Here is a 24,969-nt window from a genome sequence, read left to right as displayed (position 1 = left end):
GTGCTCTTGAAGTGTTAGGACAACTCAGGAAACGTAAGCAGCATAAATAAAAATACAAGGCCGTATCCGATCCCAATCAAAATGGGTAGTGAATTAATTATAAATGCAGTCAACGGGAAACGCGGAAGTAGAAACCAAACGACTCCACAGAAAACAATTAGAAGGACTGGATAATGTGTGTATAAGTTCAAAAGGAAATCAGACCCTGAACTCAGTGAATAGAACTCAAATGGATAGCCTTTTTCTTTCACATTAAAAGCTACGAACCAAATATAAATTGAAGACAAATAGACTGCTTGAAAGATCGCAATCGAAATTGCAAATGGGCGTTTCACAAAAAGACCTCCTTAAAAAATCTGCGACAGGGAAATAAGAAAATAGAATACAACCCCTAGTCCTACTAATATGAAAAAGAGTGGAATTGCAGTCAACCACAGAACCGCCTTAGGCTTTTTATCTATAAACCACCAACCCGCTATCATCAAGGGGATAACGTAAAATGGATAAATTCCAGCAAGAATTACCAGTGTTGTATTAATACCTGAATCCTGGAACTGCTCCCAGAACCCTCTAAAATCAAATACCAGAAGTTCTTGAATCACGCCGTTCCCTATCGTTCCATACCAAACAAAGATGGTTAACAAATAGACGAGATGCAAGACGACTAATGACGAATAGGCAAATGTCTTCATAAATGTAGCTCCTTTAATTTCCATTTGTAGTCAGGACGCCTAGTATTTAGAATAGTTTCTCTAAGCGTACATGTTCTATCAAGAAATTAACAGACCTTGAATCTTTTTTGCTGTTCTGTCGTATAAAGTATCACTTTATAGAAAGAAGGGTTTCCAATGGTCTCAAAATCATCTTTAACACGTGCACTTCTAATCGCAGGAAATTTTATCTTCTGTGTAGCCGTGATCGTAACAGGCCTTCAGTTTGCGGGATACCTTATAAACGACGTCTTACATATAGAAGGTTGGGCACGCACGGCCCTTCAATTCGCAGCTGTCATTTTCATCTTTTATCCGATGAAGTTCGTCTATGATACGGTACAGTACCGGATTTCTCAAAATCCTTGATACCGAATAGACCCTTGCCGCGATTGCGACAAGGATCTATCTTTTCCTAGTAAGGTTTTATGCAGATGAAAGGCGCCTGTTTGTAGAAGAAATCTTGTGTCATGCAGAACAAATCCTGCTTCTTGCAGAACAAAGCTAATTTGATGTAAAAGAAATCATGCGTCATGCAGAACAAACCACCCCTCTTGCGGAAGAACGCTCGCTCAACGCCCAACGAACTCCTGAATAATCGAAATCGTCTCATCCAACTGCTCTTTCGGCGTTAACTCGCTAGGATTATCGCCTTTTTGCTCGCCGTACATCCCAAAGTTGGCATGATTGCCTCCTTTGATTTCATGGAAGACGGCATCATCCCGCAAATTTTCTCGACGGGCTTCTATGTCTTCAACCGGTAACACCCCGTCGATTTCTCCGTAGACGGTAAGCGAGGGAACATTGATTGTATCGATTGGATAGGAAGCTAAAAAGATAATTCCTTCTATTTTCGGATTGCTCTCAGCAATAGTGGAAGCCGCTGATCCGCCAAGAGAATGACCGATCAAATACCACGTGGATACCTCTGGATACTGCTCTATGATTTCAAGTCCTGCCTCACTATTTAGCAGCGCGATATTGAATGGCAATTGCGGAATGACAACGAAATGTCCTTTTCCCGCCAACTGATTCCCTATATAACTATACGCAGCGGGCTCCACTTTCGCTCCTTGATAGAAGATGAACCCCACTTCTTCATCCCCTTCTCCATAGATGTAATCTCCATCCATCTCTTCGCCTAAGTAGGAAGTCGCTTCTTCAGTTGGCCCATAATCAAATTGTGCCCAGATGACGAAAGCTGAAAATGCTAGAACTACTAAAAAGACAAGTACAAGTACTATCCTTTTAAGCCACTTCATTTGTCGAATCACCTCCAGTAGTTTCCCTAAAGATAGCACTTTGTGCTCAACTTCGCATCGATTTGAAACGTTTGATCGATTGGTACGTAAATTAGACACGAGTATGAATGACTGCGTCATGACTAGGAGGAAATCACTTGAAAACAAAGAATCATAAAAAGAACGAAGGTTTAGGCGGATATGGGTACACAATGGGTATTGCCATCGGTCTTAGTCTTGGAGTAGCGCTAGATAATGTAGCGATCGGAATAGCGATTGCAGTTGCACTAGCCATTTCATTTAGCCAAGTTGACTTCTCAAAGAAAAACAAAAAATAGACAACAAAAAGCTCAAAGCGCACAAAACGCTTTGAGCTTTCCTAATTAACAAACCGAATCGCTGGATTTCGGTACAGAAAGACCGAACAATGGACGTAGGTAGAGTGCTAAGAACGTCCCACCGATTGCGACAATCCCCCACACATAGCCGTGTAAGCTGAACGACGCAATTCCGCCAAAGTAAGCTCCGATGTTACAACCGAATGCTAAACGAGCTCCGTATCCCATCAACAGACCACCAATCACAGATGCCCAGAAGTTACCTGGCGTCACTTTTGTGAACTTGAACAAGCCACCTGCTGCCGATGCTAAGAAAGCTCCGATAATGACTCCAAAGTTTAAGATTGTTGTAGAATCAGCGAAAATCGAAGACTGCAATGCGACAGCATTGGCTCCTTGCCAGTACCCCCAACTCGAGACATCCACACCAAATGTTCCGGCGATTTTAGAGCCCCATAACGCGAAGGCTGAAGTGATTCCCCAAGGTGTACCACGAGTCATCAAGACCACTGCATTTAGAACAGCTAGTACAATGGCAGCTGCAAGGAGCGGCCAAGATCCACGGAAGACACGCTTCCAGCCATGGGCTGTCGGAAGCGGTGCCATTTTCGGAGCTTTTTTCTTTTTCTCTACAACAAGTGTGATCCAAGCGATAACACCAAACAACGCAATCGATACAAGCCAAGCACCAAAGTACCCAAGACCTGTTGACGTCGCCAGAGAAATCGGTTCAAATGCTGGCATCTCTTCCGTCCAGAATGGCAGATGATAGGCACCGATTGTTGTTCCAATAATGAAGAAGATTAGTGTGACAAACATGACGGTACGACCGCCACCGACGGCATATAAGGTTCCCGACGCACACCCTCCACCAAGCTGCATCCCAATCCCAAACAAGAACGAACCTACAATCAAACTAACTCCGACTGGAGAGACATATCCTACTACGGGTCCTCCAAAGAACGAAATTCCAAATGCAAGGATCGGTGCAAACAGACTAACGGCAACTGCAAGCATCACCATATGCGCTCGTAACGCTTGCCCATTCCCTACAGACATCAACCGACGAAACGCAGAGGTAAATCCAAAACGTGCATGAAATAATGTGTATCCTAGTAGCAGCCCAATTGCGAGAAGCAATGGTTGCGCAAGAGACTGTGTAACAAGCAGATAGATAAATAAAATTGCAAATACCACTACACCGCCAATTATCAACTTTTTCTGAGGCGGATTCAGCTCAAGGCTGTCTCGCTCAATCGGATCGCGTGTCTCATTGACAGGTTGTACGCTAATGGTCGTCATGATAATCATCCTTTCCCTATTAAATTAGTAGGAATTGTTTTTTCATACTACCATGTTGTCGAATTGTTGTCACAGAATTGACACTGCAATAGAAAAAGGCCCTCGCTTTGGCGAGAACCTCGAATAGTTTCCAATAAATCGTTTCAGTAGAATAAACTTCTGTTTTAGCTGAATAAATTCACATTTCGGTAGAAGAAATTCATCTTCTAGCAGATTAATTCTTCCATCTAGTAGAAGAACGACCGCTCACCCGCCGTACACGTCTTCCCGACGATGCTGCAAGCATGGAATACTCGACCGCGCGCTCTCCACAAGCTTCATATCCAGCTCTGCCATCGCAATTCCAATACCTTCAGACGCTCGAGTCACCACAGTCCCCCACGGATCGATGATCATGCTGTTCCCGTAGCACTCTTTCCCAGGTAAATACGTTCCAAACTGCCCTGCGGCAATCACATAACACTGGTTTTCGATTGCCCGAGCGCGAAGAAGAACTTCCCAGTGCAGCATGCCTGTGTAGCGAGTAAATGCTGCTGGTACGAACAACACTTTCGCTCCCTTTAGGGCATAATCCCGATAGAGTTCTGGAAACCGCAAATCATAACAAATGCTCATCCCCGCCTCACCGCAAGGCAACTCAACAATGGCCCCCTCATTTCCTGCTTCGATTGAATCGGATTCTTTGTAAGTCGACTGCCCTTCAATGCCGATATCAAATAAATGAATCTTTCGATACGTACTGATGATTTCCCCTTCTGGATTCACCACAAAGCTCGTATTATAAGACTTCTCTTCTGAAAAGCGTTCCGAAATACTTCCAGCATGAATATAGACTCCCAACTCTTTCGCTAAATTCGAAAATAGCGTGGACGTTTCTCCACCAGGAATTTCTTCAGCTAACTGAATGTTGTCTTCACTAGTTCCTAAAAAGTTGCAGTTTTCTGGGAGCGCAATCAACTCAGCTCCTTTACCTGCTGCTTCTCGTATATAGGATTCAATCACTTGTAGGTTGTGCTGCTTGTCTTGTTTAGAATTCATCTGTACGACTGCTGTTTTCATGAAATTCACTCCTTCGAAACACTTTCCCCCTAGTCTACCTTTCTGGAAATTTTTTGTATAGTATCAGAATAAATCTTTCTTAAACAAAAAATCGACCTCACGATAACTCGCAAGGTCGATAATTAGTTCATATATTCTTAAAACTTCGTATTCGTAAAACCACCATCAATCGCGATGACTTCCCCGTTCACATATTGTGCTGGTGATGTCAGCAAAAAGGTAACGAGCTCCGCCACCTCTTCAGAAGTTCCAAGGCGCTGTTGTGGAATACCTTTTGATGCGGCTTCTTTCATTACTGGATTCGCATCGAAGTAAGCTTTCACCATTGGGGTTTCAGTTGGCCCTGGAGCTACCGCATTCACGCGAAGGCCTTTCTGACCGTACTCGGCCACTAAGCTTTTCGTAATTCCTACGATAGCGTGCTTCGTCGCTGAGTATGTCACAACCGTGTTCTGTCCGATTACACCGGCACTGGATGACGTGTTAACAATCGATCCTCCGCCATTTTTCACCATGACTTCTGCCACGTAGCGAATGCCGTACAATGCACCGAGAAGGTTAATCCCTACGATCTGTTCAATTTCACTGATATCCGTATCTAAAAAATACTTCCCGCTCCCTGAGATTCCTGCATTGTTGAAGAAATAATCAATTTGACCAAAATGCTCAACCGTTTTGTCTACGTAGTTTTTGACGTCTTCTACTTTAGACACATCGGCTTTCACAAAAATCGCGTCCACACCGTGTTCTTTCAGCTTATCGACGGTTGCGTTCCCATGTTCTTCGTTGATATCCACTACCGAAATATTCACGCCTTCTTTGGCCAAGCGAAACGCTGTTGCCTGCCCGATTCCACTACCTGCACCTGTGATGATCGCTACTTTGCTCATTGTTCTTCCTCCTTCATCCGAAATCACTACCCTTTGAGTGTACCCCTAGTGAGTCGTGAGGGAGAAATGATTTGCTTGATGGTATAGTGGTAATAAAAGGTATTGAAAGCGAGGTTTTTTCATTGAAATCCGAAGCCTTAAAGCAACTCCTTATCGTCCCTATAGTGGCTGCTGCACTCACTCTTGGTGCATATCAGTTTACGGACTTCTTCACATCAGATACACTAGGTTTCACTTCATTCGAAAAGACTATGTTTTTGGTAATGATGTTTCTGAGTTTATATGGTGTATCCTTTTTAAGTCTTTTCGCTTTTCATCTAGTAAGGATGAATAAACAAAAAAATCATTCTTAATTCTCAACTTCATTCCATTTCTTTCATCAACAAGCTCAAATCACAGGCTAATGTGCTTCGACCTTCTTTAATAGGGTATGGACATTCGTGGAGCACATAGTGCTTCAACTTTAAAAATGAACTTAGGGGAAACTGATGTTCATGCCACATCTCCACATATCCCGTAAGACCGTGTTGTTTGATTAGCTTATCTAGCGCATTGATAACGAGTTCAACGAATTCATCATAAGGAACCTCTGTAATTACCAAACACTTTTTACTGTTCTCTAGCCCCTCATCCTCTTGATAGTCTACTTGAATAGAAAGAAGGTCATCATCTTTTAATCTAAAATTCCAATGCAGCTGCTCTGGCTCTCCCTCCCAAGTACAACCAGTGCCTTTTGTAGGAATGGCGCCTTCTCCAAACAAATCTCTCAAGTCCCCAATTGCCTTCAAGAAATCAGCAAGGACATCTGTCAGGTAACTTGCAGTAAACTCAACCGATATTCCATCTGCCTCAAAGCCGCAGGTCATCCAACCTACGCCTGACAGTTCATAGTTAATCTTCATTTCCATCTTCTCCTCATGTTCTCTTCATTTTCCAAGCATACAAAAAACGACCTTGAAGTATCAAGGTCGCATAGAAAACTTATAAGACTTAGAGAGTCAAGACGATTCCATCACGTCTTCTTTTGTCACATGAACCGTGCCAAACGAATGATTAGGCGGGGCATAGATGGAATACAATTTTAACGGAACGTTTCCAGTGTTAATCAAATTGTGCCAATACCCTGCAGCAACAAAGATCGCATCGTCATCAGAAACACGTCTTCGAAATGTAACTCGGTCTTCACAAGGGCCCATTTCCGTTATCCCTTGCCCCTGTTCAATGCGAATGAACTGATCCACTTTTGGATGCACTTCGAGTCCAATGCTCTCTCCCACTGGTATGCTCATCAGGGTTAATTGAAGATGTTCTCCTGTCCACAAAGCCGTTCGAAATTTGTCATTTTGAAGTGTGGCTTCCTCGATATTCACTACGTAAGGATGCGGGCCGTGGTCTCGAAGCACTGTACGATGCTGATGATGCACCGGAGCCAAAGAGAACGGATGGAACGTTTGATGGCTCGCCTGCGTCTGATGTTGTAGAGAAGCCATACAGTGTGGACAAGGGGCGACTACCCGAAGATAATACATGAATCAAATCCTTTCTTCGTTCATAGGCTTAGTGTATTCCATACTTCGTATTTGGCTTGGGCCCTCTTAAGTCGTCTTTCTCATCACATCTGGCACTCTGTGATTCAGTTAATCCATAAATTCGAATATAAAGGAGGAGTTCTCGATGACTGACGCTTGGCAACCTGCCTTGGAAGCATTAAAACACATTCATGTCGAGGCCCATCCGAACAATGAACCCGTCACAATCAGTGGAGATACCGACAATTTAACATGCATTGGAGTCGGAACGGATGCTGCAGTCTTTCAATCTGCCGAGACTCCTCAGTTTGCATTCAAAAAATATGCAGTAGGTAAGACTGATAAAGTCCAGATTGAAGCGGACGTCTATTCTCAAATTGGGGACTCTCCGTTCTTTCCGACTTGTTATGCAGCGCACGAAGATGTACTTGTGCTGAGTCATGAAGGTGGCATCACGCTATTCGATTGCATTTTGCAAGGAGTCCATATTCCAAAGCAAGCTGTCGAAGACGTCGAAGCTGCTCGTGACTACGTTCGAAGCAAAGGCCTTAATCCGCGTGACATTCATTTAAAAAACGTCTTACTTCAAGACGGACGTGCGAAAATTATAGACGTTTCGGAATATGTTCTTCCAGGCAATGACTACCGCTGGGAAGATTTGAAGCGAGGCTATGAACAGTACTACCACTTGATTGACGGGAGTTCAGTTCCTTTCTGGATCGTCGAGACCGTTCGGAAATGGTACAACCAATACGGAGCTCATAATTCTTATGACGAGTTCACATCAAAGATATTGAAGTTTTTGTTTAAGAAATAGAAAAGGCCAGCTCTGGATTTTGAGCTAGCTTTTCTTGTGTGTATTTTATTGTTGTCTTGGGAGACATTTCTCTGGTCCGTGTACCTGACTTCGTTGTCCGCGGAAATCTATTTCTAATCCGCATAACCCACTTTTTTATCGGATGAAGACTTCATAACTTAAAAACCTTTACCGCCAAGTGCTTCTAGAGTTCGAATACGCTCCATTCCAGTGATCAAAGGCCGTGCTTTCGAAATTAATGTTTGCGTCACTTCAAGTGTAAGTGAGTTCTGGTGAGCCGCCTCATCTTCCCAAACTTCATAAACATACACGGCATCTGGTTCTTCAGGTGACACGCTTACTATATAGATGGTGCACCCTTCAACAGCTTGCATTGACTCAGCTGCTTCTAATAAGATGGTAACTAATTTTTCTTGATTGGAAACCTCTATTGTAAACTTTCCAAAAAGACTAAACTTCCCCATCTACTCCACTCCTTTGCATTGGATTGCTTTCTCAAGCTTTTGTTTCATGACTTCTCTTTCAAACTCGGAATTATCTAATCGCACTTTTCCTATTGATAATTGATTGTATACCTCACGCTCTACAATCTGTCTTCGTCTTAAGACTTCTATAGTACCTTCTATTCCTTCTGCCTTTACTCGTTTGCCAACGCCTTGAGACGTATAGTACCAAATAAAGAAGTCGCGCCACTCAATTGATCGCTCTTCTACTGCCTTTCCAAAGGACAACTCGAAGTTCTCTTGTTCCACATAAAGTAAAATCGGATCGAGCTCAGCCACTATTGCTTCTAATTCTTTTATATACGAGAGAATTTCTTCATTTGGTCTGTCGTACTTGATCATCATGACTGTAATGGGATTTTGGATGAAGGCACACTCAAACACAAATGTCTTATTCTCTTTCAACGCGAACTGCACAAATTGTTGCCATTTCTCTTTGACGAGTTGCTGATGCAGATCAAGTGGCAACTCATAGACGTCGCTCTTTTGAAACAGCTGTACCCATTCATCTGCAAGGGCAATGTGATGTATTTCCTGTAAAGCTTTATACGGAACTAAAACGTGGTCATCTCGTTCTTCGCAGTTTAAAAAAACTGCCTCTTTTGCGACCCCAAGAGTTTCAACGAACTTATCAAAAAGATCATGGTCTATATAGGCTACCCCTTCGAAGTCAGCGGGATGCAGAGCATTTCCTTCTAAAAAAACTCTAACTTCTGTCTTCTGAAGTTGAAGTACTTCTTCTACAAGCGAAGCTGTCGTCGACTTTCCCGATCCTGGTAATCCTTCAATCAAAATCAACTTTGAAGCCATCTTTCCATCTTCTTTCTATCCCTATTTTTTATCAGTGTATCTTACTATATAAAGTTAGGCAAAACACCATTTAGAGCTAAATAGTTTAACATTAAAATAATTTGAGCTATACTCTAGTTATCTCTTATTATTGTTTTAAGGAGCGAATTAGAAATGAATCGATTAAATGGGAAAGTAGCACTAATTACCGGAGCAGCACAAGGTATGGGAGCTGCGCACGCACGCCTCTTCATCGAACACGGTGCAAAGGTTGTTTTGACTGATTTGAACGAAGGGAAAGGGCAAGCTCTAGCAGCAGAACTTGGAGAGAATGCTCATTTCATCTCTCACAATGTAACAAGCGAAGCGGACTGGGCACGAGTAGTTGAAGAGACCGAGGCTACATTTGGTCCCATCCAAGTTCTCGTCAATAATGCCGGTATCACAATGGCTAAAAACATGCTGGACGTCACGGTCGAAGAATACAAGCGGATTGTGGACATCAACCAAGTTTCTGTGTTCATCGGAATGAAAGCTGTTGCTCCTTCTATGATCAAAGCAGGCGGCGGTTCTATCGTCAACATCTCATCTATGAACGGTCTTGTAGCTGGAGCAATCGGCTATACGGATACAAAATTCGCAGTTCGAGGTATGACAAAAGCAGCAGCCATCAACCTAGCACCACTTGGAATCCGAGTGAATTCTGTTCATCCAGGCGTCATTGCGACTCCTATGGTCGTCCAAGAAGATACGAAAGCGGCAGTCGAAGAATTTGCGAAACATATTCCAATGAAACGTGTAGCTCAGCCTGAGGAAGTTTCAAACATGGTGCTCTTCCTTGCGTCTGATGAATCAAGCTACTCGACAGGCTCTGAGTTTGTAATTGATGGTGGGATGACGGCTCAGTAAGCTAGTCAGCAGAACTGGTAGTGTTGTCCAAGGAAAGCGATGTGTGGTCCGCACAACATGCTTTATTTTCTTCGCTGTGTAGAAAACAACTATAACCATACAAGTAAATGAACCATTCATGCCTCCCTATCAACTTTGGGAGGCTTTTTCACGAAATCTTTATGTGACAGCGACTTACAAACTGGTATACTCAAACTAGTAATTACAGAAAGTGGGAGTGTTATGTCTTTTTTAAAGAATGCCTACTTGGCCTTGACCGACAAGTGGGAACTGAAAGAACCTAAGCTTTATTTTGATTCCAAATACACTTCTTCCCTTCTTGCCGAACTTGGTCAGTTAGCCTTATCAGATGAGGCATTTATAGATCAGAAAAAGGTCGAAGAGCATCAAAAGCTTTTTGCGATTGGGGATTCTGGTGAAAAATCAGTATTGTTCGAGCTTGAACATTCCCTTCTGCCATTAGTGATTCTTCACGATGTTCCGATTGAATACAAAGGTCTCAAAGCACAACTCGACTTTGTCATCTTGACTCGAAAATTCATCCTCGTGCTCGAAGTCAAAAAGCTATTTGGAAACATTCACATCACTGAAAAAGGAGAATTTCAGCGAATCATCACGAGAAACAATCGCATCGTCTCTAAAGAGGGAATGTATAGCCCTATCAACCAAGTTGAGCGGCATGTTGCCATTTTGGAGAAACTTCTGAAGGAAACCGATATGATTCAAAGCGTTCCTCTCTACCACGCAGTGACATTCGCAAATCCAAAGACCATCATTGATGTAGCGAAAAAAGCACCTGCTGACATTCAACAAAACGTTATTCGTCATGATCAAATCAAGCAGTATTTCAAAGCCAAGCTTGATTTAAAATCTCCTGTAAATCTGCCGGATCAGAAAATCTATATGATTGCTGACCGGATTTTGGAATATCGGAAACCACTTATGTTTGACTCTACTAGTTACAGACTGCAAGGTGTAACGCCAGCAGTAGAAGAGAGCGTGGCCTTCATATCTCGAGAGGATCAAAAAGCAAGTCTAACTGCATTCCGCTTACATTACTCGAGACAAACCAATCGAAAAGCCTATCATATCTTCAATAATCAAACGCTTGATTCACTTTTAGAGATGCAGCCCCGTGACACAGATCAGCTACTGGAGGTTCCGGGCCTCGGACCTAAGAAGATTGAGGAATTCGGGAAGACGTTACTAGACCTACTTCACGGAAAGGAAACATTTTATGAAAACCAGTAATCTATTCTTTCGGAAGATGACCGAACAGGAAGTCGAAGGGACTGAAAAAGCACTTCCTCTCAGTTTTTACTTTCTACTAAGTGCGTTGTTCTTCCACTCGATTTTTGAATTTATTAAGACTTTTAAGGTAAGTGATTCGCTCTATATAATGGTAGCGGGTATCGGAGTGTTCTTTTTGGCGAGCTTTGTAATGGGCCGGAAATCGTAACTATTGGAATTCTCAGTCAAATTTATGTATGAAAAAAGTGGCCCAGAAATTCGGACCACTTTTTGTATTTCTCTGATTACCGTGCATCACGAAACACATTTACCCAGTAATACTTTCCATCTGAGGCTTTCGCAATCCCTGCACCAAACCCAGCTGTCACTTCTTGTCCACGTGTGTTGGTGTACCGTTTCAAGATATTCGCTTTGTGGCCAGGGCTGTCCATCCAGAGATTGTAGACTTGGGTTGTATCTGTCGAATAGGTATATGCAATGTTTTCACTTGCGCTCCCGTAAGAAATGTTGAAATCTTTGAGCTGCTCCCCAAACGTTCTTCCTTCTGGCGTCGTGTGGCTGAAGTAGCCTTTCTTCGCCATGTCTTCTGCCTTCCACTGAGCAAATCTCGCCATTTCCGGATCCCAAACAATCGTCTGAACTCCTGCTTTACTACGCTCAAGCTTCACGCGCTCCATACTTTTTAGCGCTGCTTCTTTTTGATAGGCTGCTGAGAACATCGAAAAATCATAGGCAGGTGGATTTTTATAGGCGAGAGTCCGTGCCACAAAAGCAGCAATCTCCGCTCTTGTCACATTGCCTTGTGGATCAAATTGAGTCTCTGTCTTGCCCACTGTAATTCCTGCAGCGTACAGTTTATTTACATAACTCGCAAACCAGGCCGTTTTTGGCACGTCATCAAACTGTTTAGACGCAGTCTCTGTTAAATTGAAACCGTCCACTAAAATACGCGCAAGTTCCGCACGAGTTAATTCCCGATTCGGATTGAATTTTTCTGCATTATCTAAAATTCCAAGTTCAATGAGCACTGAGATTTCATCATACGCCCAGTGATTACTCGAAACATCTGTCATTTTTGGAGTAAAGGTCGTTGTGTTTTTCGTACTTAGAGCCCCGTGAATCAATATAGCAGCCTGCGCTCGCGTGACTTCTTGATAAGGTCGAAACGTCCCATCTTCAAAACCTGCAATGATTCCTTGTTCCGTAAGTTCCATCACATCTTGATAAAACCATTGCTTTTGAGTGACATCTGAAAATCCTGCGGCACTTGCCGATCCCATGACTAAGAAAAAACTACATATACCTACTAGTAAAGTAAGTTCTATTCGTTTCATCGTTGTCCTCCTTCGTTGAACATTCCCTTATTATACCATATTCCGAAGAACTATTTTGGCAGTAGTTAGACCAACAGCATTCTACAAGGACTTCGAGCTGCCCTAAGCGGACTTCAAAGATTCTTCCCAGGACTTCACAACTTCTTCCTCGGACTTCACCGCCTCAAACCATGTCCCAATACCCCCGCCCCCACTACCAAAAAAATTGAAATTTCTTGAAACTAAATTCTTCCTAAATCGTTATGTACTAAGATAGACATAGAAAAAGATACCAAGGGGGACTATTTACATGAGAAAACCACTGGCCGGACTCGGTCTCATCCTCGTTCTAGTGATGAGCCTCTTCCTCGGTCCATCCGCTGCGTTTGCTGATGCACAGATTTCCATTAAAGCAACTGCCGGATACGACAACAAAATTAAATACGGTAAAGGTGTACCAATCACCCTGACCCTTGAAAACCAAGGAGACGATTTTACAGGTGACCTGGTCATTGATACACCAGAATCTTACGAAGTGGGTACTGCACGGGCCCTACCCATCACTCTCGCAGCTGGCGAGACGAAGACCATTCAACTCAGCCTGAGCTCACTTGCCGAAGACTTTATGTACACCGGAACCAACACGCAATTATTTTTCTTATATGAAGACGGCTGGAAAGACGGCAAAGAAATTTCTTTTAAAGGCGACAAAACTTTACGTCCAAGCTACTTTGCCGATGACAGCTTTTTTATGTTCACGCTGACGGAGTCTGCCGACCGCCTCGGTTCACTTCGCAGTGTCAAACTCCAACAAGGCATGAACAATGAGATCATCGCTTTAAACCAACTGAAGAACAACCAACCGCTTCCTTCTACAAAAGAAGACTGGGAAATGGCCAACGTCTTACTCATCGATGAATATTCGATTGCTGACTGGCCCGAAGCCCAGCAACAAGCCCTTCTCGACTGGGTGAAAGATGGCGGAATCGTCATCGCTGGTGCTACGGATAAAGGAATCGCGGAATTCGGGGCACTGAGTGAATTCTTACCGCTCGAAGTATCAAACGAAACAACAACCGTTTCTGTTGATGCTGCAAAAAGCTTTGCCAAAACAGAAGATCTAACAAAACCTATCACAATCCAAAAAGCTTCTATTAAAGAAGGCTCTACAAGTGTTTGGAACGTTGAATCAACACCTGTTGTCGCTATGAAGCGCGTCAATGAAGGAGCTATCATCCAGACGGCATTCTCACTCGGAGATCAACCACTAGCTTCTGAAAAAGGCTACGACGAACTTCTTTCTGTGTTGTTTAATCAGTCAAAACTTATCTCCATGCCAACAAACGTTTATTATGGTAACTCAGGTTACGAGACACTTGGATACGATACTGTGTATATGAATGAGTTGTTCCCATCGTTCCAAGTCTCCACTGGCGGTATCGCCCTCATCATCTTTGTCTATTTCTTATTAGTAGGACCACTGCTTTACTTCCTATTAAAACGGAAAGACAAACGCGAGCATGCGTGGTGGATCATCCCGACGATTGCGATTGTCACATCGATTGCGATCTTCGCATATGGTGCACGTGACCGTCTGTTGAAACCACAGGTGCAACAACTGAGCTTTTACGAAGTCGCGGACGACGGGTCGATGAGCGGCTATTACGTTGAAACGCTATTATCAAACCGCAGCGGTGAGTTCACACTCGAAGCGGATCAAGGCACAACGATGTCTACTTGGAAAAACTCAAGCTTCAGCGGCATCTCAACGAATACACGTACTGAATCTATTTTAGAAAACGAAGCAGACAAACCAGCACTAACTTTGCGTAATGTCGGGTACTGGTCGACTTCGACTGTAGTTGGAGAATCGAAGATCCCTTCACTCGGAAAACTCAATATTAAAATTGAGAACAATTCAGACACGATTTCCGGGACAATCGAGAACACCTTCCCGTTCGCTTTAAAAAATGTGCAGATTTGGACTGGTGCCCAAAAGATCGATTTAGGAGACATCGATGCTGGTGCTACGATTGACGTCAATGCGAAATTCAAAGGTGGAATTATGCTCCCTGCCAAAGGAAGTCAGAACTATGGCGGTGGGTACGGCTACGGTGGACCTGTTCAGTCAGCAGCCCAGCTTCCGGAAGAACGCCATAAAGCCTTAGTAGCTGCCTACAGCAACATGATGTCTATGAATGAAAAAACTACGCCTTTAATCGTTGCGACTGCGAGTGAACCTATCGTGCCGATTCAGATTCAAGATGAGCGCGCTGAGATGGACGCTATCAACTTGATTATTCAACCATTCGAATCCGAAACTCTCGTACAGGGTACGTTTACACTTCCTTCTGCAATGCTAGATGTTTCGCTCTATTCAGATTCTGCTTACGCAAGTCTTGATGACCCGATGAACAACATGTGGTACATCGAAAACGGCGAGTTCGATTTTGATGTGACGCTACCTGAAAAGATTGTAGAAGGCGACATCTCGTGGAAAGAACTGAAGATTCGCAATCAGAACCGTACAGTCCTGACTCTAGAACTCTACAATCAAAAGACGAAAGAGTACACAGAATTGACGGAGACGTCAACAGTCGTCAAAGAAAACGTAGAGGATTATATTGATGAAACGGGAATGATCAAGCTACGTCTAATTAAACAAAGCAATGGAATGAACGATATGATGAAACTTCCTACTATCGAATTGATTGGCGAGGTGGCACCATGATTGAAATCACAGGATTGACTAGAAAATATGGCAATTTTTATGCCTTGAATGACCTGAACCTCTCCATCAAAGAAGGCGTCGTGTTTGGATTCGTTGGAGCGAACGGTGCAGGAAAATCGACGACATTTTCGATTCTCGCAACCCTCTTACAGCCTACAAAAGGTGATGCGCTAATCAACGGCAAGAGCGTTCGCAACGAGCCACACGAAGTGCGTAAACAGATCGGTTACATGCCCGACTTCTTCGGAGTCTACGACCAACTGAAAGCTGATGAGTACCTCGACTTTTATGGTGCAAGCTACGGGATTCCTGCGAAAGAACGGGAAAAGTTGATACCTGAACTTTTAGAACTGGTGAACTTGACGCATAAACGCTACGAATACGTTGACTTGTTGTCACGAGGAATGAAGCAGCGTCTGTGTTTAGCACGCGCATTGATTCACAACCCTTCTGTGTTGATTCTTGATGAGCCAGCTTCAGGTCTTGACCCACGAGCTCGCGTCGAGATGCGAGACATTTTGAAGCAGTTGAAAAGTATGGGCAAGACGATTTTGATTTCCTCTCACATCCTTCCTGAACTTGCGGAGATGTGTGACGAGATCGGCGTCATTGACGGTGGACAGCTTGTCGCGCACGGAAGCGTTGCGGAAATTCATGAACAGCTCCAAAACGAACGTCCGGTATCGGTCCATCTTCTTGGAGACTTGACTGGATTCGTGTCCTTTATCGAAGAACAGCCATTTGTATCAAACGTTACTGTAGACGAGCGTCGCTCCCTTGTGAAGTTCTCGTACCGAGGGTCTGACGAGGAGCAGATGGCGCTGCTTAAAACTGCTATTTTAAAAGACTTACCGATCATCACGTTCTCTCAAGCAGAGACGGACCTTGAAGATGTCTTCATGGAAATCACGAAAGGAGTGGAAATGAAATGAGGGAACTACTTTACAATCCCGTCCTCATCAAAGAGCTGAAGCTGCGTTTTCGTAGCGTTAAAAGTTCTCTTGGGCTGACGTTTTATCTACTCGCAATGAGTATTTTCGTGTTCGGGATGATCTTCTTAGCCACCAATATGACCGGTTCTGGCTTCTTCCGCCCGGACGAGAGTTACTTTATGTTCATCGTGCTGACATACATTCAGCTCGCTCTGATTTTATTTATCACACCAGGACTTACTGCAGGCACGATCAGTACGGAGCGAGAGAAACAGACGCTGACGATTTTACTTACGACTTCACAACGTTCGTGGCAAATCATTATCGGTAAGCTTGCCGCATCTATCGCATTCTTACTACTGATGCTGGTGTCTGGACTTCCCATTTATAGCTTGGTGTTCTTGTTTGGAGGCGTATCACCGGGGCAACTCGCAGTGATTTTCTTGTTCTTCTTGTTAACCGTAGTAGCTATTGGAAGTCTTGGAATCATGTATTCCACTGTAACGAAAAAGACCATCGTGTCAATGATTGCGACATATGGTTCGATGCTGTTCTTGACAGGTGTGACCGCATTCTTCTTCGTTCTAGCTATCCAATCTGGATTTACAAGTGCGGTACAGTCACCATCCCTGTTCGCTCACTTCTGGGCGAGCATTAACCCGCCGATGATGATTTTCTCATTCGTCAGCCCTGAAGGCAGTCAATTCTTGACGCAGATCACACAAGTGAACTTCCCTGGCTGGATCATTTACGTCGGATTCTATTTACTGATCATCTTTGTATCACTACTCATTGCTATCAAAAAATTGCGTGTCAACATGGGGAAAATGCGCTAAAGGAGAGGTCGACTCATGACAAATCCAAAATGGGAACCGTTCATCCGAAGAGCACACGGGCGTCTTGTCCGTGTGTTTGCGCTCGAGCAGGTTCAATCAGCTCTTATCGCTGCAGCCATCACGTGGTGTACGGTTCTTCTGTTGTCGCGCTTCTTCGTACTCGTCTATTTTGAATGGATTGCTATTCTAGCAGCACTTCTTGTCGGGGGCGGGTATTTCGCTTACTTGATGCGCGGTCGTCCGTCTAAACTTGAATCTCTTCGCACGTTTGATGCGAGTTTTTCAGACAACGCGTTTATCACGGTCGCTCAGACGACAGAAGATGGTCCGCTGGTCGAACACATCGAAGCTCATGTGAACAAGCAGTTACCTTCTGCTGCCGAGCACTTTAAGCAAACGGTCCGGTATTCGGTAAACCCACGTCACTTGCTACTGGCCTTCTTTTTCCTTGCTGCCGGGTTTGTCAGTCTGCTACTTCCTTCTGACGATCAGCTTGCTGCGAAAGACTTAGAAGTCGATAAAGCGGTTGTCGAGAAGCTCGAGAAAGAAGCCGAAAAAGTCGATAAAAAAGTGACGACTCCTGAGATCAAGAAAAAAGTCGCGGAGCTCGAGAAAGACCTGAAAAAAGCGGAGACCGCCAAAGCCGCTTGGGAGAAAGTCACGAAAACGAAAAAAGAGCTGGAGCTGAAGAAAGCGCAGCTTGTGAAAAAACAGCAAGACGTAGCTGACGGAAAATCCAGTGACAGTCTGACTGCAGAAGAACAAAAACAATTAGAAGAACTGACGGCTTCTATCGATGCACTCTCTAAAGAGATGAACGCTGCTCAAAGTGCGATGGCCAAGATCGGTCAGCCCCTCTCTACCCCTAGTCAACTCGCTACAACGAGCCAGACAGGTGAGCAACAGCAAGGACAGAACCAGACACCAACCGAATCTGGTGAAGGTCAACCTGGCGAGGGTCAAGAGCAAGGAGAAGGCGAGGGCGAAGGTCAGGGTGAAGGCGAAGGTCAGGGTGAAGGAGAAGGCCAAGGGCAGGGGCAAGGTTCTGGACAAGGACAGGGTCAGGGCCAAGGGTCTGGTTCTGGCTCTGGATCCGGTTCAGGGCAAGGTTCTGGTTCTGGACAAGGCCAAGGCTCTGGTCAAGGGCAGGGTGCCGGCACTGGACAAGGCGACCGCTCACTTGTCGCTGTGCCAAAACGTATTGGGCAGCCTGGCGACACAACGACAGACGGTGGAAAACTGGGTAGTGGGCAAGCCGTCGGTGAACAAGAAGGACCGTCACCAGTTACTAAGGGCTCGGTCCGTCCCTACCAAGAAGTTGTAGGCGATTACGCACCGTATTACCGCCAATCAACAGAACGTCTGCAGCTCCCTGCGGACCTGCAAAACTATGTGCAATCGTACTTTACGTCAATTCAAACAAGTGATTAATGGAGGAACTATGACATACACACCAGAACAATTCGAAGATATGAGCAACAAGTTTGCACAAGCAAAAGACGAGATCAGCAAGTTCATCGTCGGGCAGTCTGAAGCCATCGATTATACGGTTCTAGCGATGGTCGCAGGTGGTCACACACTTCTTGAAGGTCTACCGGGTCTCGGGAAAACGATGCTGATCCGTACAATCGGTCAAGTCTGTGATCTGTCGTTCTCCCGTATCCAGTTCACACCGGACTTGATGCCTGCTGATATCACCGGAACAAGCATGATTGAACGAAGCGATGACGGCAAGACCGATTTCGTCTTCAAAAAAGGGCCTCTTTTCCATCAACTGGTCCTAGCCGATGAGATCAACCGGGCGACTCCTAAAACTCAGAGTGCGCTTCTTGAAGCCATGGGTGAACACACGGTGACGGTACTTGGTGAGACCCGCCAGATGGAAGACCCGTTCTTCGTCCTTGCGACGCAGAACCCGATTGAAATGGAAGGAACATACCCTCTTCCTGAAGCTCAAGTTGACCGATTCTTATGTAAAGTGGTGCTACCGTACCCTTCAAAACAAGAGTTAAAAGAAATCATGATGCGCACGACGGGTGCTGAAAAGACAGAGCTGAAGCAAGTCCTCACCACATTCGAAATTCGTGCGGCGCAGCAGATGGTAAAGCATGTCCTATTAGCAGACGACTTGATGGATTACGCAATCGACGTCATTACTGCTACTCATCCGGAGACGTCTTCAGTTGAGTCGATTAAACGCTATGTTCAGTTCGGAAGCGGACCACGTGGCTTGCAGAGTTTGATTCGGATTGCAAAGGCTCGTGCCTTTTTAGCAGGTCGCGTCCATGTCTCGATTGCCGATATCAAACAGTCTGTAAAACCCGTATTGCGTCACCGTATCCGCTTAAACTACGAAGCAGAAGCGACTGGACTGACACCAGACCTCGTACTCGATCAAATGGTCGATGAACTCGCGAAGTCGTAAGGAGGAAAGCTGATGTCCCCACTGTTGACTAGCTCGAGCATGAACAAGCTCGCAAATTACCGACTCGTAAACGGCAAACGCCACGTCAGCGGCCGTCGCGGGACCCATGCTTCCAAACGCTATGGTTCCTCCCTCGACTTCTCGGACTTCCGGGTCTATGAAGCTGGTGACGATGTGCGTCAGATCGACTGGAACGTTTATGCCCGCACGGATAAATTATTTATTAAACGGTTTTTAGATGAAGAAGAGATGCGTGTCCATATCGTTCTGGATACGACTCCTTCAATGGGTGAAGAAGACAAATGGCTACATGCTCGTCAAGTCGCGGCACTGTTCGGCTACCTCGTACTTTCCCATGACGACGCATTGTCGTTTTCAGCCAAACAAGACGAGCGTCTCCAGACGTTTCGCAAGAAAGGCTCTATGTACCGCCACTTGTTCCAGCAAAAAGTTGAGGAGCTCACACCGGTTACAAGAAACGAACCGTTTCTAGAGGACCTGGTGCAACAGCTCCCGAAAGATGCCGGAAGTATATTCATCATCACAGATGGCCTCGAGCCGATCGAACAGTTTGAAAAGACGTGCCAACAATTGACACGCCGACCGAAAGACATTCGCTTTGTCGTGGTGTCGTCACAAGAAGAGCAAGATCCGGAGTATTACGGCGATTATTTACTCGTCGACAAAGAGTCCACGTCGAGCCTCAATGTGACCGTGACACATGACATGATCAAGCGCTACGAAACCAAACGAAAGAGCCATTTTGAACAAATGGAACAGCTCGCAAACCGCTACGGGCACCATATCCTGTTCTTGCCGAGCCAGCCCGATTTCCTGACGGCTGCTCTGCAGCAATTTGTTCGTTTTCAGTGGATACGATGAGGTGACATCATGAACTTTTTACAATTTGCGAACATCTGGACGCTCATCTTTCCTGTAGCGGTGCTGCTGTATTACTTCTTCCGCAAGCGCTACACACCGAAGACGATTTCTTCAACCTTGTTCTGGGAGTCGTTCATGAACGAGACGAAGGCGTCACCGTATTTTGAAAAACTGCAAAAGAACTTATTGCTACTGCTCCAGCTTTTAGCCCTACTTCTCTTTGTATTCCTATTGATGAAGCCGTATTTCCCGTCAAGTTCTTCTGCAAACGAAGACATCTGGCTCGTCATCGACACGTCTGCTTCAATGGAGACGAAGTCCGGTGATTCGACGTGGTTTGAAAATCAGAAGACACGGATGAAAGCTATCGTGAACTCGAATGAAGGCGCCACTTTTACTATCGTGCAGACCGGAGAGACCCCGGCATTTGTCGTACAAAACGAGACGAACCGGCAACAGCTCACTTCCGCCATCGATTCGATTGAAGTGACCTATGAAGCGGAACAGTTAAAGAAGACGTTTGATTTTGTGAAAGCAGGACTACCTAAAGAAGGTGCCTCCGTATACGTGCTGACTGACGCCGCTTCAAAAGACCTTGTCACGTTCGATCAAGAAAATGTGTCGTGGCGTGTTGAGAACCGGAAAGAGACACCACAAAATATCGCTATCAAGCAGTTCGGCGTCTCCCCTTCTGAAGACGGGACAAACGCCATCGTCGAGATTCAAAACGATACAGACGAAGTGGCCACTGGTTCCATCGACTTTGTCACACTTAGCGATGACGTCGTGGCTACGATTGACTACGAAGTCGCAGCGAATGAGCGCGGGATCGTGTCGACCGTGCTTCCTTCAGACGATTCGTTTTTTAAAGCGAAGCTTCAGGAACAAGACGATTATGAGACGGACAATGAAATGACCGCCATCTTGTACCGACCGGTCATGCAAGTTGCCGTAGATGACGCGGTACACCCAACGATTCAGAAGGCGTTGCTCGCTATTGGCGCAGACGTCGTGACCGTTCCGACAGAAGATTTGACCCTTCGTCCCGCAGGAGAACTGCTGGTGACAAGTGATGAGAGTTTGCTAGAAGACGCTGACCATCCCGTTCTGTTAATCGGACGCGAGGACAAGAAATTGCAAGAAGTGGCTGGTTCGATTGCACAAAAAGCGAACTTCTCAAACTACGTGGACTTATCGGATGTGTACGTGCAGTCGGTCTATCCTTCTATTGAAGGAGCCACGACAATTGCAGCAATCGACGATAAGCCATTCATCCAGCAGCTCGCAAATGGCAATTTAGTGGTTTTAGCAGATATCGACCAAACTGATTGGCCGCTCCACCCGTCGTACCCACTGTTCTTATGGGCGGCGATGGAGCAGTTCTCAGAAGATGCCGAGACGATTGGCAGCTACTTCCCGAATGACCGCGTCACACTGGCTAGCCGCTACAATGAATGGAGCATCTACAGTGCCGACGAATCGTTCATCGGAGACATCACACCAGACGGTACGATGACAGTTCCGACGCGTCCTGGGTTCTACCAAGTGACCGATGGCGAGACGAGCAAAGTATTTGCGGTTTCACTCGAACAACATGAAAAACAATTACCAACTGAAAAAAGCTTTGAAATCGGCTCGTATCAAGCTGGCGGAGAAAAAGAAGTTCAACAATCCATGCTTCCAATCGGACTGTTGATCATCTTCGTCCTGTTACTACTGGAATGGGAGGTGCAACGACGTCGTGGATTTACAACTTGAGAACCCCCTGTGGCTCCTAGTAGCTCTCCTGCCACTTGCCTACTTTTTGTGGTCAGCTCGAAAAGGGATGCCGGCTACTAAAGCTGGTAAAACTGCTTTTATCTTACGTGTTGCTGCCATCACGTCCCTGATCATCGCGCTCGTATCGCCCCAGTTCGTATGGCCTGTGAAAGACGAACAGATCCTTTTCCTCGTCGACCAATCGGCTTCGATGAAGAACGAATGGGCAGCGCAGCAAGACATTTTGCAAGACGCCATCAAGGCGAAGAAAGGCCATCAAGCAATCGGGATCTACTCGTTCTCCGACAGCTTCCAGACCGACCAAAAACTCTCTCCTACTGTCGACAAGCTCGCAGAGATGACGCCACTTGCGGACGTAGAGCATACGGACATGGAAAATGCGATGAAGCTCGCACTGGGTCTAGCGGACTCTGATGTTGCAACTCGCGTCGTGCTGTTATCTGACGGGAACGAGACGAACGGCTCGGTGAAGTCGTTTGAGACGGATTTAAAAGAACGCGGTATCGAAGTCGATACGCTGTTGATGTCTGGTCAAGACGACGAAGACGTAGCACTCATCGACTTCCAGACTCCGACGACTGCTTTTGAAGGTGAGTCTCATACACTACAGGTGCACGTCCAGTCAGCCATTGAGACGGATGCGACACTTGCGATTCAACTGAACGATCAGCAAGTTTTGTCGGAACCGGTCACATTGACGCAAGGAGAAAACGTCTTCACTTTCTCCAACAAAACGGATGCCAAAGGACCGCTCGTCTACAAAGCAACCATCCAGCGAGAAAACGATGCGGTCATCCAGAACAATGAACTCGCAAGCTTGACGATGGTCGAAGACTCGCCACATGTGTTGATTGTTTCTCCTGAAGGCGACTCACCGATTCCATCGTTTGTCGATGCCTCAGGACTGACAGTCGACTCGATCGATTCGGCTTCGCTCCCGACAGACCTCGCTTCCTACGCGACCTACAACGCCATCATCTTTGATAACGTCCCAGGTCATCAGGTCGGGGAAGCGAAGATGACCGTCATCGAGCAGGCCGTGAAGCAGTTCGGAACCGGCTTCATGATGGTCGGTGGCGAAACAAGCTTCGGACTCGGAGGGTATTTCCAGTCTCCTATCGAGCGCATGCTCCCTGTTGAGATGGATGTAAAAGGCAAGCACCAATTGCCGTCACTTGGCTTGATGATTGTCCTAGACCGTTCTGGCAGTATGGCTGGTCAAAAGATGGAATTAGCTAAAGAAGCAGCAGCTCGTTCTGTTGAGATGCTTCGACCGGACGACCAGTTCGGTTTGATTGCTTTTGATGACCGTCCGTGGGAGATCATTCCTGTGGGACCAATCAAAGATATTGAAGGAACTGTCAATGACATCCTCTCCATAGCACCGGGTGGTGGAACGGAAATCTATAGTAGTCTTGAAGAGGCTTATACTCAATTAGAAGACGTCAAAGTCCAGCGAAAACATATCATCTTGCTGACGGATGGTCAGTCGTCGACTTCGAATGACTATGAATCGCTGATTACGGATGCCCTCTCTAAGAACGTGACACTATCGACCGTCTCGATTGGTCAAGACGCCGACAAAGCGCTACTTGAAGAACTCGCGCAATATGGTACGGGTCGTTTTTATGATGTAGAAGACGAAAACTCGATTCCATCGATTTTGTCTCGTGAAACTGCGATGACAACGAAAACGTATATCGAAGATGAACCGTTCTATCCAACTGTGTATCAAGCACAGGACTGGGATGCGGTGTTTGCTGAGGGAGTTCCTCAGTTGAATGCGTATATCGCGACGACTTTGAAACCACAGGCTACACTAGTTGCGGAGAGCACGAAAGAAGATCCAGTGCTAGCTGAGTGGATGTATGGTCTCGGCCGCACGATTGCATACACATCCGATTCTCGCGGTGCGTGGAGTGGCGACTTTGCTCGCTACGAAAAATGGCCGACGTTCTGGAATACAGCAATCACACGTCTTTTGCCTTCGATTGAAACGGAACCGTTCCATGTCGAACGCCAAGAAGACGGCGTGTATGTGCTATCTGATCCAAGCGGCAACTCGCAGTTCTTTGATGTCGTCGCCACATCCAACAGCGGCGAAGAACTAACGATTGAGACGGAACCGATCGAGCCTGGAAAAGTTCGTGTGAAATTAGATACAGATCCTGGTATCGTGTTCTTCACTGTGCAAAACGAACAGCAACAATCCTTCCGCGCGGGAGTATCGATTCCGTATTCACAAGAATATTCAAAGCTTGGTACGAATGAAGAACTATTGACATCTCTTGCAAACACGACAGGAGGAAAAGTGATTGAGTCTGGTGCCGACGCAATGCGTGCAATCGAAGCATCGAGCTGGAACCAACAAAGCTTCGTCATGCCGTTCGTGTGGCTCGCGATGCTGCTCTTCTTCATCGATATCACGATTCGCCGCTTCGGCTTACCGTCCTGGAGACGTTTGAAGCAGCGCTTGAAACGTACTGAGGTGGCAGTGGATCCGGCTGGCGCGACCTCAATCACGTCGGTGCTTGAGAAGACTCGGAATAAGCGGGAGTCTTAGGGATGGAATAATTCCCCTTTCCGGTACCTGTGCACGGCACAATTCACTACAATTCTATAACTATTCAGACGACCTTTATGAATCAAGGTCGTCTTCGCATATTAATGCAATTGTAGTTTATATTTGGAATAATTTAGCGCACAGGTACATCATAAAAAATGCCGTCCCTA

General features: G+C 45.6%; 25 protein-coding genes. 14 read left to right on the top strand and 11 right to left on the bottom strand.

Annotation, left to right across the window (positions count from 1 at the left end):
• Positions 1-14: 14 nt before the first annotated feature.
• The gene (locus CQS04_RS07550) at positions 15-335 is read right to left on the bottom strand and encodes a hypothetical protein (RefSeq protein WP_100353550.1); all 321 of its coding nucleotides are present in this window, start codon (positions 333-335) and stop codon (positions 15-17) included.
• A gap of 12 nt (positions 336-347) precedes the next feature.
• Complete coding sequence (locus tag CQS04_RS07545) at positions 348-692, bottom strand: hypothetical protein (protein WP_100353549.1); 345 nt, start codon at positions 690-692, stop codon at positions 348-350.
• A 156-nt stretch (positions 693-848) separates the two neighbouring features.
• Between CQS04_RS07545 and CQS04_RS07540 the strand changes: the two genes are divergently transcribed.
• Positions 849-1,079 carry a hypothetical protein gene (locus tag CQS04_RS07540; RefSeq protein WP_100353548.1) on the top strand — a complete coding sequence of 77 codons (231 nt, stop codon included), beginning with the start codon at positions 849-851 and terminating at the stop codon, positions 1,077-1,079.
• Between the two features lie 203 nt (positions 1,080-1,282).
• Here the strand turns inward: CQS04_RS07540 and CQS04_RS07535 are convergent, their stop codons facing one another.
• A complete protein-coding gene (locus CQS04_RS07535; protein WP_100353547.1) occupies positions 1,283-1,972 on the bottom strand; it encodes an alpha/beta hydrolase in 690 nt (229 codons plus the stop codon).
• A gap of 137 nt (positions 1,973-2,109) precedes the next feature.
• Between CQS04_RS07535 and CQS04_RS07530 the strand changes: the two genes are divergently transcribed.
• Positions 2,110-2,289: a hypothetical protein gene (locus CQS04_RS07530; RefSeq protein WP_100353546.1), complete on the top strand. Its 180-nt coding sequence runs from the start codon at positions 2,110-2,112 to the stop codon at positions 2,287-2,289.
• A 45-nt stretch (positions 2,290-2,334) separates the two neighbouring features.
• On the opposite strand, the gene CQS04_RS07525 is transcribed toward CQS04_RS07530, so the two are convergent.
• From CQS04_RS07525 to CQS04_RS07500, 5 genes are all read right to left on the bottom strand, one after another.
• On the bottom strand, positions 2,335-3,591 hold the full coding sequence (locus CQS04_RS07525) for a YeeE/YedE family protein (RefSeq protein ID WP_100353545.1): 1,257 nt from the start codon (positions 3,589-3,591) through the stop codon (positions 2,335-2,337).
• A gap of 246 nt (positions 3,592-3,837) precedes the next feature.
• Complete coding sequence (locus CQS04_RS07520) at positions 3,838-4,650, bottom strand: carbon-nitrogen hydrolase family protein (RefSeq protein WP_100353544.1); 813 nt, start codon at positions 4,648-4,650, stop codon at positions 3,838-3,840.
• Between the two features lie 137 nt (positions 4,651-4,787).
• On the bottom strand, positions 4,788-5,540 hold the full coding sequence (locus CQS04_RS07515; RefSeq protein WP_100353543.1) for an SDR family NAD(P)-dependent oxidoreductase: 753 nt from the start codon (positions 5,538-5,540) through the stop codon (positions 4,788-4,790).
• Between the two features lie 362 nt (positions 5,541-5,902).
• Positions 5,903-6,442 (bottom strand): hypothetical protein, encoded by a 540-nt coding sequence (locus CQS04_RS07505; protein ID WP_100353541.1) that lies wholly within the window; start codon positions 6,440-6,442, stop codon positions 5,903-5,905.
• A 96-nt stretch (positions 6,443-6,538) separates the two neighbouring features.
• Entirely contained in the window at positions 6,539-7,030 is a 492-nt protein-coding gene (locus CQS04_RS07500; protein WP_100353820.1) for a cupin domain-containing protein, read from the bottom strand.
• 184 nt (positions 7,031-7,214) lie between these two features.
• On the opposite strand from CQS04_RS07500, the gene CQS04_RS07495 reads away from it, so the two are divergent.
• Complete coding sequence (locus tag CQS04_RS07495) at positions 7,215-7,886, top strand: serine/threonine protein kinase (protein ID WP_100353540.1); 672 nt, start codon at positions 7,215-7,217, stop codon at positions 7,884-7,886.
• Positions 7,887-8,044: 158 nt separating this feature from the next.
• Here the strand turns inward: CQS04_RS07495 and CQS04_RS07490 are convergent, their stop codons facing one another.
• On the bottom strand, positions 8,045-8,350 hold the full coding sequence (locus CQS04_RS07490) for a putative quinol monooxygenase (RefSeq protein WP_100353539.1): 306 nt from the start codon (positions 8,348-8,350) through the stop codon (positions 8,045-8,047).
• Positions 8,351-9,199, bottom strand: a complete 849-nt coding sequence (locus CQS04_RS07485) for a P-loop NTPase family protein (RefSeq protein WP_100353538.1) — start codon at positions 9,197-9,199, stop codon at positions 8,351-8,353. It lies immediately after the preceding gene.
• 153 nt (positions 9,200-9,352) lie between these two features.
• On the opposite strand from CQS04_RS07485, the gene CQS04_RS07480 reads away from it, so the two are divergent.
• The 3 genes from CQS04_RS07480 to CQS04_RS07470 all read left to right on the top strand — a co-directional run bounded on the left by CQS04_RS07480 (position 9,353) and on the right by CQS04_RS07470 (position 11,546).
• Complete coding sequence (locus CQS04_RS07480; RefSeq protein ID WP_100353537.1) at positions 9,353-10,087, top strand: glucose 1-dehydrogenase; 735 nt, start codon at positions 9,353-9,355, stop codon at positions 10,085-10,087.
• A 222-nt stretch (positions 10,088-10,309) separates the two neighbouring features.
• Complete coding sequence (locus tag CQS04_RS07475) at positions 10,310-11,338, top strand: NERD domain-containing protein (protein WP_100353536.1); 1,029 nt, start codon at positions 10,310-10,312, stop codon at positions 11,336-11,338.
• Positions 11,325-11,546, top strand: a complete 222-nt coding sequence (locus CQS04_RS07470) for a hypothetical protein (RefSeq protein ID WP_100353535.1) — start codon at positions 11,325-11,327, stop codon at positions 11,544-11,546. The genes CQS04_RS07475 and CQS04_RS07470 overlap by 14 nt, the downstream gene beginning before the upstream one ends.
• A 76-nt stretch (positions 11,547-11,622) precedes the next feature.
• Here CQS04_RS07470 and CQS04_RS07465 read toward each other — a convergent pair whose 3' ends face one another.
• The gene (locus CQS04_RS07465; protein ID WP_100353534.1) at positions 11,623-12,672 is read right to left on the bottom strand and encodes a CAP and S-layer homology domain-containing protein; all 1,050 of its coding nucleotides are present in this window, start codon (positions 12,670-12,672) and stop codon (positions 11,623-11,625) included.
• A gap of 289 nt (positions 12,673-12,961) precedes the next feature.
• Here CQS04_RS07465 and CQS04_RS07460 point away from each other — a divergent pair, with 289 nt between their 5' ends.
• Genes CQS04_RS07460 through CQS04_RS07425 form a run of 8 tightly spaced genes read left to right on the top strand, consistent with a single transcriptional unit; the run spans position 12,962 to position 24,799 of the window.
• Complete coding sequence (locus CQS04_RS07460; RefSeq protein ID WP_100353533.1) at positions 12,962-15,382, top strand: cupredoxin domain-containing protein; 2,421 nt, start codon at positions 12,962-12,964, stop codon at positions 15,380-15,382.
• Positions 15,379-16,314, top strand: a complete 936-nt coding sequence (locus CQS04_RS07455) for an ABC transporter ATP-binding protein (protein WP_100353532.1) — start codon at positions 15,379-15,381, stop codon at positions 16,312-16,314. Before CQS04_RS07460 ends, CQS04_RS07455 begins: the two co-directional genes overlap by 4 nt.
• Positions 16,311-17,150 (top strand): ABC transporter permease, encoded by an 840-nt coding sequence (locus tag CQS04_RS07450; protein ID WP_100353531.1) that lies wholly within the window; start codon positions 16,311-16,313, stop codon positions 17,148-17,150. Before CQS04_RS07455 ends, CQS04_RS07450 begins: the two co-directional genes overlap by 4 nt.
• A gap of 15 nt (positions 17,151-17,165) precedes the next feature.
• Positions 17,166-18,581 carry a hypothetical protein gene (locus tag CQS04_RS13780; RefSeq protein ID WP_100353530.1) on the top strand — a complete coding sequence of 472 codons (1,416 nt, stop codon included), beginning with the start codon at positions 17,166-17,168 and terminating at the stop codon, positions 18,579-18,581.
• Between the two features lie 10 nt (positions 18,582-18,591).
• Positions 18,592-19,575, top strand: a complete 984-nt coding sequence (locus tag CQS04_RS07440) for an AAA family ATPase (protein ID WP_100353529.1) — start codon at positions 18,592-18,594, stop codon at positions 19,573-19,575.
• Positions 19,576-19,614: 39 nt separating this feature from the next.
• The gene (locus tag CQS04_RS07435) at positions 19,615-20,457 is read left to right on the top strand and encodes a DUF58 domain-containing protein (RefSeq protein ID WP_165775491.1); all 843 of its coding nucleotides are present in this window, start codon (positions 19,615-19,617) and stop codon (positions 20,455-20,457) included.
• A gap of 9 nt (positions 20,458-20,466) precedes the next feature.
• Positions 20,467-22,215: a vWA domain-containing protein gene (locus CQS04_RS07430; protein ID WP_100353527.1), complete on the top strand. Its 1,749-nt coding sequence runs from the start codon at positions 20,467-20,469 to the stop codon at positions 22,213-22,215.
• Positions 22,199-24,799, top strand: a complete 2,601-nt coding sequence (locus CQS04_RS07425) for a vWA domain-containing protein (RefSeq protein ID WP_100353526.1) — start codon at positions 22,199-22,201, stop codon at positions 24,797-24,799. Before CQS04_RS07430 ends, CQS04_RS07425 begins: the two co-directional genes overlap by 17 nt.
• The last annotated feature ends 170 nt before the right edge of the window (positions 24,800-24,969 follow it).

The organism is Chryseomicrobium excrementi, from assembly GCF_002798305.1.
GTDB classification, from domain to species: domain Bacteria; phylum Bacillota; class Bacilli; order Bacillales_A; family Planococcaceae; genus Chryseomicrobium; species Chryseomicrobium excrementi.
This window is presented reverse-complemented; position numbering and strand designations above follow the sequence as displayed.

Bases quoted from the DNA above. Each gene is read 5' to 3' on its own strand.
- CQS04_RS07475 (WP_100353536.1), top strand. From the start codon at position 10,310: ATGTCTTTTTTAAAGAATGCCTACTTGGCCTTGACCGACAAGTGGGAA.
- CQS04_RS07545 (WP_100353549.1), bottom strand. From the start codon at position 692: ATGAAGACATTTGCCTATTCGTCATTAGTCGTCTTGCATCTCGTCTAT.
- CQS04_RS07495 (WP_100353540.1), top strand. From the start codon at position 7,215: ATGACTGACGCTTGGCAACCTGCCTTGGAAGCATTAAAACACATTCAT.
- CQS04_RS07500 (WP_100353820.1), bottom strand. From the start codon at position 7,030: ATGGCTTCTCTACAACATCAGACGCAGGCGAGCCATCAAACGTTCCAT.
- CQS04_RS07465 (WP_100353534.1), bottom strand. From the start codon at position 12,672: ATGAAACGAATAGAACTTACTTTACTAGTAGGTATATGTAGTTTTTTC.
- CQS04_RS07470 (WP_100353535.1), top strand. From the start codon at position 11,325: ATGAAAACCAGTAATCTATTCTTTCGGAAGATGACCGAACAGGAAGTC.
- CQS04_RS07480 (WP_100353537.1), top strand. From the start codon at position 9,353: ATGAATCGATTAAATGGGAAAGTAGCACTAATTACCGGAGCAGCACAA.
- CQS04_RS07505 (WP_100353541.1), bottom strand. From the start codon at position 6,442: ATGAAGATTAACTATGAACTGTCAGGCGTAGGTTGGATGACCTGCGGC.
- CQS04_RS07450 (WP_100353531.1), top strand. From the start codon at position 16,311: ATGAGGGAACTACTTTACAATCCCGTCCTCATCAAAGAGCTGAAGCTG.
- CQS04_RS07430 (WP_100353527.1), top strand. From the start codon at position 20,467: ATGAACTTTTTACAATTTGCGAACATCTGGACGCTCATCTTTCCTGTA.
- CQS04_RS07485 (WP_100353538.1), bottom strand. From the start codon at position 9,199: ATGGCTTCAAAGTTGATTTTGATTGAAGGATTACCAGGATCGGGAAAG.
- CQS04_RS07535 (WP_100353547.1), bottom strand. From the start codon at position 1,972: ATGAAGTGGCTTAAAAGGATAGTACTTGTACTTGTCTTTTTAGTAGTT.
- CQS04_RS07460 (WP_100353533.1), top strand. From the start codon at position 12,962: ATGAGAAAACCACTGGCCGGACTCGGTCTCATCCTCGTTCTAGTGATG.
- CQS04_RS07435 (WP_165775491.1), top strand. From the start codon at position 19,615: ATGAACAAGCTCGCAAATTACCGACTCGTAAACGGCAAACGCCACGTC.
- CQS04_RS07540 (WP_100353548.1), top strand. From the start codon at position 849: ATGGTCTCAAAATCATCTTTAACACGTGCACTTCTAATCGCAGGAAAT.
- CQS04_RS07455 (WP_100353532.1), top strand. From the start codon at position 15,379: ATGATTGAAATCACAGGATTGACTAGAAAATATGGCAATTTTTATGCC.
- CQS04_RS07525 (WP_100353545.1), bottom strand. From the start codon at position 3,591: ATGACGACCATTAGCGTACAACCTGTCAATGAGACACGCGATCCGATT.
- CQS04_RS07520 (WP_100353544.1), bottom strand. From the start codon at position 4,650: ATGAAAACAGCAGTCGTACAGATGAATTCTAAACAAGACAAGCAGCAC.
- CQS04_RS07440 (WP_100353529.1), top strand. From the start codon at position 18,592: ATGACATACACACCAGAACAATTCGAAGATATGAGCAACAAGTTTGCA.
- CQS04_RS07490 (WP_100353539.1), bottom strand. From the start codon at position 8,350: ATGGGGAAGTTTAGTCTTTTTGGAAAGTTTACAATAGAGGTTTCCAAT.
- CQS04_RS07515 (WP_100353543.1), bottom strand. From the start codon at position 5,540: ATGAGCAAAGTAGCGATCATCACAGGTGCAGGTAGTGGAATCGGGCAG.
- CQS04_RS13780 (WP_100353530.1), top strand. From the start codon at position 17,166: ATGACAAATCCAAAATGGGAACCGTTCATCCGAAGAGCACACGGGCGT.